Here is a 6,468-nt window from a genome sequence, read left to right as displayed (position 1 = left end):
GTTGATGATCGGCTACTGCAAGGTTCACGATGAGCTTTGGCCAACACTGCAGCAGAGCATCAGCGCCGGCGATGATTATGAGATCAGTCAGCAGGCCCACAACCAGGCGGGTGCGTGCGACACCATCGGTTTTACCCGTTCCACCAACCCACTGCGCCCCATGGAAGATATGGCCGAAAGCGGTACGGCGATAAATCCAGATCAGCTGACAGAACTGGAACAGGTAATGGCTGAAACCATCACGCTGGCGCGCGACTGGAAGAGTTAGCGCTCAACCGCGCCATAGATCGCAACTGGATTTCCGGTGACATAAGCCCACAGCTGATCACCATAGGAAAAATGCCACCACTCTTCGGCGTAGTTTACGAAGCCTGCCCGCCCCATCACGTCTTGCAGCAACTGCCGGTGATAGTGGGCACTGGCAGACAATCCATCCGCATCGGTAAGGCATAGAGCAGGATCAACCCGACTCCAGTCCGCAATCTCCATTCCGAAATCCAGCACCTACCCATTTACATCCACCAGCTCTACATCCACTGCCGCACCGGTTACATGGGGCGGGACATTACGAGAACCATCAGGTCGTTGAACGGCAGAGACCAGGCGTGTTGTTTCTACGTATGCCTGCTCGTCAGATAACTCAGGTTGGCGCTGTTGTACCCGTGCACACTCCTGATCGAACAACAGCTGCTGCACCTGCAGGCTGCGATAACCTTCGTACAACCGCAGGTAGATCCCATCGGGCAATAACGACTGGGCGTGTTGTAAACGCTTAAGTATGGATTGCCGCACAAACCGATAATGCGGCGCGGTTTCAGGGCATTCGGGCGGTGGGCCAAATTTAAGATCAGAAGCCAGGGCGATATCCACCAGCGGGTCGTCACACTCTTCCACAGGTATCGCCTGCACCTGAGGCGATGATGGCGTCAATCTATCCATGCGATTCCATTACTAAACGTAGGTTGGCCATCGTGAAACGATGCCCAACACCTCAACTCAAAACTGCGACTTAACTGTTGGGCTTCACGTTGTGAAGGCCAACCTACAATTAAGTAGTTTCACGCTATCTGATGATAAGGCAATAAAAAACCCCGCAGAGCCCAAACCGCGGGGTTTTGATGGCGGAGAACCGATTATGACCCAATCTCCGCCTATGATCTGCCTCCCGAACTAGACTCGGCTAAATTAACCCAAGAACAGCTCCGGCAGAAACAGCGACACTTCCGGTACGTAGGTTGTGATGATCAGGGTCGGAATCCAGGCGAACAGGATCATAATCAGAGTTGGCTTCAGCATCGCGCTTACGCGTACCCCCGTTACCCGTGAACCCAGATACAACAGCGGTGCTGTTGGTGGTGTGATGTTACCCATACCCAGGTTTACACCGACGATCGCTGCAAACTGAATCGGATCAACACCCAGTTCAACCACAATCGGGAACAGCAGCGGAGATGCCAGCAGTACGCCACTAACATCGTCCATCAGCATACCGATCAGAATCATGACCACGTTCACCATGATCAGCACGACGATTGGGTTGTCGGATACAGAGAAGATCAGGTCTTTCGCCAGAGTTGGGATGTCTTCGAAGATCAGCAGACGGCTGACAATCATCACCATGAAGAACATCACCATCACCACACCGGTGGTGGTTGCGGACTGTACCAGCGCTTCTTTGAAGTTGTCCTTGTTCAGGCCTTTGTAGATAAAGAAACCCACCGGAATAGCGTACACCACAGCAATACCCGCCGCTTCGGTTGGTGTCATGATGCCGCCGTAGATTCCCCCCAGAATCATAAATGGCATCAGCAATGCAGGCAGTGCAAAGCGGCTCTTCTTCACCACTTCACCGGTGAAGTTATCCGATTTTGGCAGGACCTTAATGTTGTTGTACTTGCGCAACATGATGTAGTTCACGATGCACAGCAGCGTCACCAGGATCAGACCCGGCACAATCGTCGCGAGGAAACACTTCAGTACAGACTGACGGGTCACCCATGCGTAGATAATCTGAATCGCACTTGGCGGAATCAATAGACCCAGCGGCGCAGCATTGGTGATCAGCGCAGCGGACAGCCCTTCCGGGTAATTAGCGCGGCGGAGCTGCGGCATCATGATACTGCCGATACAGGTCAGGGTTGCTGTTGCACTACCCGCGATAGAACCGAATACCGCACTGGCACCTACAGCCGCGTAAGCGATACCGCCCTTAAAGCGGCCAACAAACAACTCGGCCAGCTCCACCAGCGGCTGCGCGATCTTACCACGCTCCATGATGGTACCCGCCATGATAAACAGCGGAATTGCCAGCAGTACCAGCACGTTCATACGCCAGTGACCGGAGGTCAAGAAACCCGCCGGGTCATGGTCACCGGTCAGGTACATATAGATCAGCGCCAGACCGAAGGCGAACGGTACAGGAATACCGATCACCAGCGCGACGCAGATCACAAGTAAGGTCAATAAAATCAACATCGGGAATACTCGTACTTAGATGTGAGGCGGTGCTTCGTCTGATTCCCACTCTTTGCTTGGGCCATCACGCAGGCCGCTGAACAGATGCAAAGCGGTGTAGAAAGTCATCAGAACGAACCCGAGGAAAATACCCAGTTTCGGAATGAAGAACGGCAGTTCGAGACCGGTGGTTCGTTGCCAGTCCGGATACGCGACAATCTCTTCATTCAGCATCAACCAGCCCCAATAACTCAGCACGACGCCAATCAGAATTTCGAGTACCAGGGTGCAGTTCACAACAATCCATTTAGTGCGCACGTTATCGATCACCGATAACAGAAAATCCGCTTTGACATGGGTATTTTCGTAGCTACCCATCGCACCACCAAGAAAATAAACCCAGAAAGCCAGCATCAAAACCCACTCTTCATAAGCAAAGAGATCGGCTTGAAACCAGTAGCGCAATATCACAACGAAGAAAAACACAAACGCCATGATCAAACTGGCTACCGCCAGAAGATATTCTTTTGTTCGCAAAAGAATATCGACCAGACGATGGAGCGGACGCGGTATATTTAAATGCATACAGCAACACTCTTCTTTTTATAGAGCGAGCTTGTCCCTCCACCCTAGCTATGGAAAAGCAAGCTCGTCTTGAATAAAAAAGCTCTGCGACAGGCCGACCGCAGAGCAAGATGGCTCTGAGCTCTTAGTTCAGGTCCGCAACGATCTGATCAAGTACTTCTTTGCCCAGACGCCCTTCCAGTTTTGGCCAAGTCTTTTCACGGATCTCTTTAGCGATTGCGCTACGCTCGGCATCGGAAATAGGCAGGATCTCTACACCAAACTCTTCCAGCTTCTTCAAGTTTGCCGCATCGTTCTTACGGCTCCACTCTACGAAACGCGCAGAGGCTTTAGCGAACACCTCGGAGATCACTTTACGCTGCTCTGCGTTCAGCTTCTTCTCCCAGGTTTTCTTGCTTGCGTAGTAGGCGTAGTTCTCTACGAACGCGTTGTACGGTACGTAGTTTTTGATCGCTTCTTTGAAGGTGGTGTAAGTTGCTTCCGGAGTCGCACCGATCATGCCGTCAACCACGCCCTGCTGCAGTGCCGGGAACGCATCACCCCAGTCGATGGTGGTGGTTTTGTAACCCATATCCTGGGTTGCCAGCTTGGCAGACTGCGCGCTCCATACACGGATGTTCTGGCCTTTATCGCCGGTGCTCTTGTAGTTTTCAGGCACGGAAGATGCCATCACACCGATAAAACCTTCAGCGGTTACACCCAGCAGTTTCAGACCCAGCTTGTCCATGCGCTGATCAAAGATGCTGTAGAAGTTTGAGCCTGGGCTGAAGACTTTGCCCATCTCATCGTAGTTGGATACCAGGTAGGGCAGAGAGTTGATCTCCAGTACCGGGTCTTTGTGGCTGTATACAAAGGAGTGAACGATGTCGATGCTGCCACGCACCGCTTCGCCCAGCAGCTGCTCACCAGATCCCAGCTGACCCGCCGGGTACAGCTTGATTTTCAGGTCAACACCCGCACTTTCAAGCTCTTTTTTAACATCGCGCAGTACTTCGGAAGCGTACTGGTCAGGGGCATGCTGACTGGCGATACGCAGAACGGTCGCCGCCTCTGCGGAGGTGGTCGCCAAAGCGCCCATCATAAGGGAAGAAGCAACAATAGATTTGAGGCAGAAACGGGTTTTCGTAGTTTTCATTATTTTCTCCGGATCTTCCGTACTGAAGATAACTGATTTTATTTTTATGGGTTAAGTCACAGCCAAATAAATGCCTGCGACCTAACGACATTTAAACTTATACACCCGAGAAAATTTAATTTACAGCCACCCCAAAACAGCAAAATTTCCTGTGAAAAATTTTCATATCTTCGTTTGTAAACGACCTATTACATTTGAAGCGGTTTACCTAGCCCAAAGCACCCACCAAATCTTTTACCCGCAATACAAACGCAACCTATGTAAACAACATATAAACTGCAAACCCGCTCTAAGTTAATATCCATTTACATTGTTTTACACCTTTTTACAAAGCCATAATCCGATCAAGAATCCGGATTATTAATCACCGGAATAAGCTGCTATAAACACGAAAAACAATAACTCACTTCCTTCACAAGAGGGTCTCGCCCATGACCTGTATAAAAGACACACGCCACTTCAGCTCAGCCCTACGTGATGCCAACAGCCCGTTCCTCGTAAACGAAGAGCAATCAACCAAAACCATCAGCGTTGGGTTTGTGTTGCAGGAGCACTTCTCGATGATGGCATTTACCGCAGCTGTTGACGCTCTGGTTACCGCCAATCTGGTGAAAACTAATCCCCTGTTCAGCTATCAAACCATCGCCGTTGATCAGTCTCCGGTGACCAGCGATCTGGGCATCGGTATCGCTGCACAAGATACGATTCGCGACATTCTGAACGAGAACAAAAAGCTGCCCGACATTCTGGTGGTGTGCGGTGGGTATCGCTGCTCTACCGAGAAACAGCCCCACCTGATTCAGTTGTTGAAGGAAGCACAACGTCAGGGCATTACCCTGGGTGGGATCTGGAACGGCGCGATAGCACTGGCCCAAGCCGGTATTCTCGACAACCACGAGTGTGCGATCCACCCGGACAACCATGCGCTGATGCAGGAACACTTCCCACTGGTTCGGGTATCCAACCAGGTTGTCGTCACCGACGACCACCGCCTGACCAGTGCAGGCCCCACCAGTGCATTGGAGATGATGCTGGGCATGATCGAAAACACCCAGGGCAAAGAGGTGGTGCGCGCCATCCGTGAGATTCTTAGCTGTGACCAGATCTCCGAGAGCAGTGACACAACCCTGAGTACGCTCAGCGATGATCCAAGCCTGCCGCAAAACCTGCGTGACATGATGGAACTGATGGCCGCCAACATTGAAGAGCCGATGAGTATGGAAGAGCTGAGTGGCTGTGTGGGTGTGTCCAGACGTCAGATCGAGCGACTGTTTCAGAACCATCTGGATACTTCACCGAGCCGGTATTACTTGGAGCTGCGCCTGACTCATGCTCGTCGCTTGCTGTTGCAAAGCAATGAACCCGTGCTGAACATCGCCCTGGCGTGTGGGTTTGTCACCTCCAGCCATTTCAGTAACTGCTTTAAGGATTACTTTGGCCTGTCGCCAAGTCACGCCCGCGAGCGTTATAAGGGGCAGTAAATCCATTCTCCTGGGATTGGTGTTGGGTGTCGCTATTGGATGCCCTATTCCAATTCAATGGGCACCCTACGGGCGCCGGCAAGCTAATCACCTTCGATGACGACGAGACTAGCCCTACAATTATCCGATACCCTCCGGACACTGTAGGGCGTCTTTTAAGGCGCCAGCAGGCGTCACGCCTGCTCTTTCGAGCGTTTAAGAGCTCGAACATGCCACTTGTTCACCACACAACCAGCACCAACCAACACTAGCGCTAATTGGCGCTATTACAGCACTACCGCGCACCAAGTGTTACCAGCTAGTCAAATTACTTCCGTTATGACGTTCTGGTGAAATAGCCACCGCGTAATGGTACAGCGGGACGGCAAGTTTTCTCAGGGCAGCTCTCATCACGCAGGCGGTAATGCAGTACTGCTTTTGCGGCTATTTGTTCACTGCTCTAACTAACTTGCAATAACTCCCCCCTGTCTTTGGGGGCTTGTTTTCTCAAGCCCTCCTTTTAATTCTCGCGGAGCAGCATTAGATGACCACTCGTATCGAACACGACATGTTGGGTGACATGAAAATTCCGGCCGATGCCTGGTACGGAGTACAAACCCAGCGCGCTAAGGAGAACTTCTCCATTACCGGTGTTCCGATCAGTCACTTTCCCCAGTTGGTTAATGCCCTGGCGATGGTGAAGTGGGCTGCTGCTCGCACCAATACCGAACTGGGTCTTCTGGATACCCAGAAAGCAGATGCCATCATGGCAGCGTGCACCGATATCATCGACGGTGCACTGCACGACCAGTTTGTGGTCGATCTGATCCAGGG

At 51.8% G+C, this 6,468-nt stretch carries 7 protein-coding genes and 1 pseudogene; 3 read left to right on the top strand and 5 right to left on the bottom strand.

Annotated features, from left to right (window positions below; genetic code table 11):
• Window positions 1-268 (top strand): annotated as a pseudogene (locus tag ACEQ15_RS00455) (hybrid sensor histidine kinase/response regulator); the annotation flags it as partial.
• Here ACEQ15_RS00455 and ACEQ15_RS00450 read toward each other — a convergent pair.
• The 5 genes from ACEQ15_RS00450 to dctP form a co-directional block, all read right to left on the bottom strand.
• Entirely contained in the window at window positions 265-489 is a 225-nt protein-coding gene (locus ACEQ15_RS00450; RefSeq protein WP_370276972.1) for a M15 family metallopeptidase, read from the bottom strand. The pseudogene ACEQ15_RS00455 and the gene ACEQ15_RS00450 sit on opposite strands and share 4 nt — an antisense overlap.
• A 15-nt stretch (window positions 490-504) precedes the next feature.
• A complete protein-coding gene (locus ACEQ15_RS00445) occupies window positions 505-939 on the bottom strand; it encodes a hypothetical protein (protein ID WP_370276971.1) in 435 nt (144 codons plus the stop codon).
• A 246-nt stretch (window positions 940-1,185) separates the two neighbouring features.
• Window positions 1,186-2,475 (bottom strand): TRAP transporter large permease, encoded by a 1,290-nt coding sequence (locus tag ACEQ15_RS00440; protein WP_370276970.1) that lies wholly within the window; start codon window positions 2,473-2,475, stop codon window positions 1,186-1,188.
• A 15-nt stretch (window positions 2,476-2,490) separates the two neighbouring features.
• Entirely contained in the window at window positions 2,491-2,949 is a 459-nt protein-coding gene (locus tag ACEQ15_RS00435) for a TRAP transporter small permease (protein WP_370276969.1), read from the bottom strand.
• A gap of 214 nt (window positions 2,950-3,163) precedes the next feature.
• On the bottom strand, window positions 3,164-4,174 hold the full coding sequence (gene dctP, locus ACEQ15_RS00430) for a TRAP transporter substrate-binding protein DctP (RefSeq protein WP_370276968.1): 1,011 nt from the start codon (window positions 4,172-4,174) through the stop codon (window positions 3,164-3,166).
• 431 nt (window positions 4,175-4,605) lie between these two features.
• On the opposite strand from dctP, the gene ACEQ15_RS00425 reads away from it, so the two are divergent.
• Both ACEQ15_RS00425 and ACEQ15_RS00420 read left to right on the top strand, forming a co-directional pair.
• On the top strand, window positions 4,606-5,655 hold the full coding sequence (locus tag ACEQ15_RS00425; RefSeq protein ID WP_370276967.1) for a GlxA family transcriptional regulator: 1,050 nt from the start codon (window positions 4,606-4,608) through the stop codon (window positions 5,653-5,655).
• A gap of 523 nt (window positions 5,656-6,178) precedes the next feature.
• Window positions 6,179-6,468, top strand: a 290-nt coding sequence (locus ACEQ15_RS00420; RefSeq protein ID WP_370276966.1) for a lyase family protein, incomplete at its 3' end; no start/stop codon positions are given.

This window comes from Pontibacterium sp. (genome assembly GCF_964228735.1).
Lineage (GTDB): Bacteria > Pseudomonadota > Gammaproteobacteria > Pseudomonadales > Balneatricaceae > Pontibacterium.
Note: the sequence above shows the minus strand (reverse complement) of the source record. Positions and strands in the feature narration are given on the sequence as shown.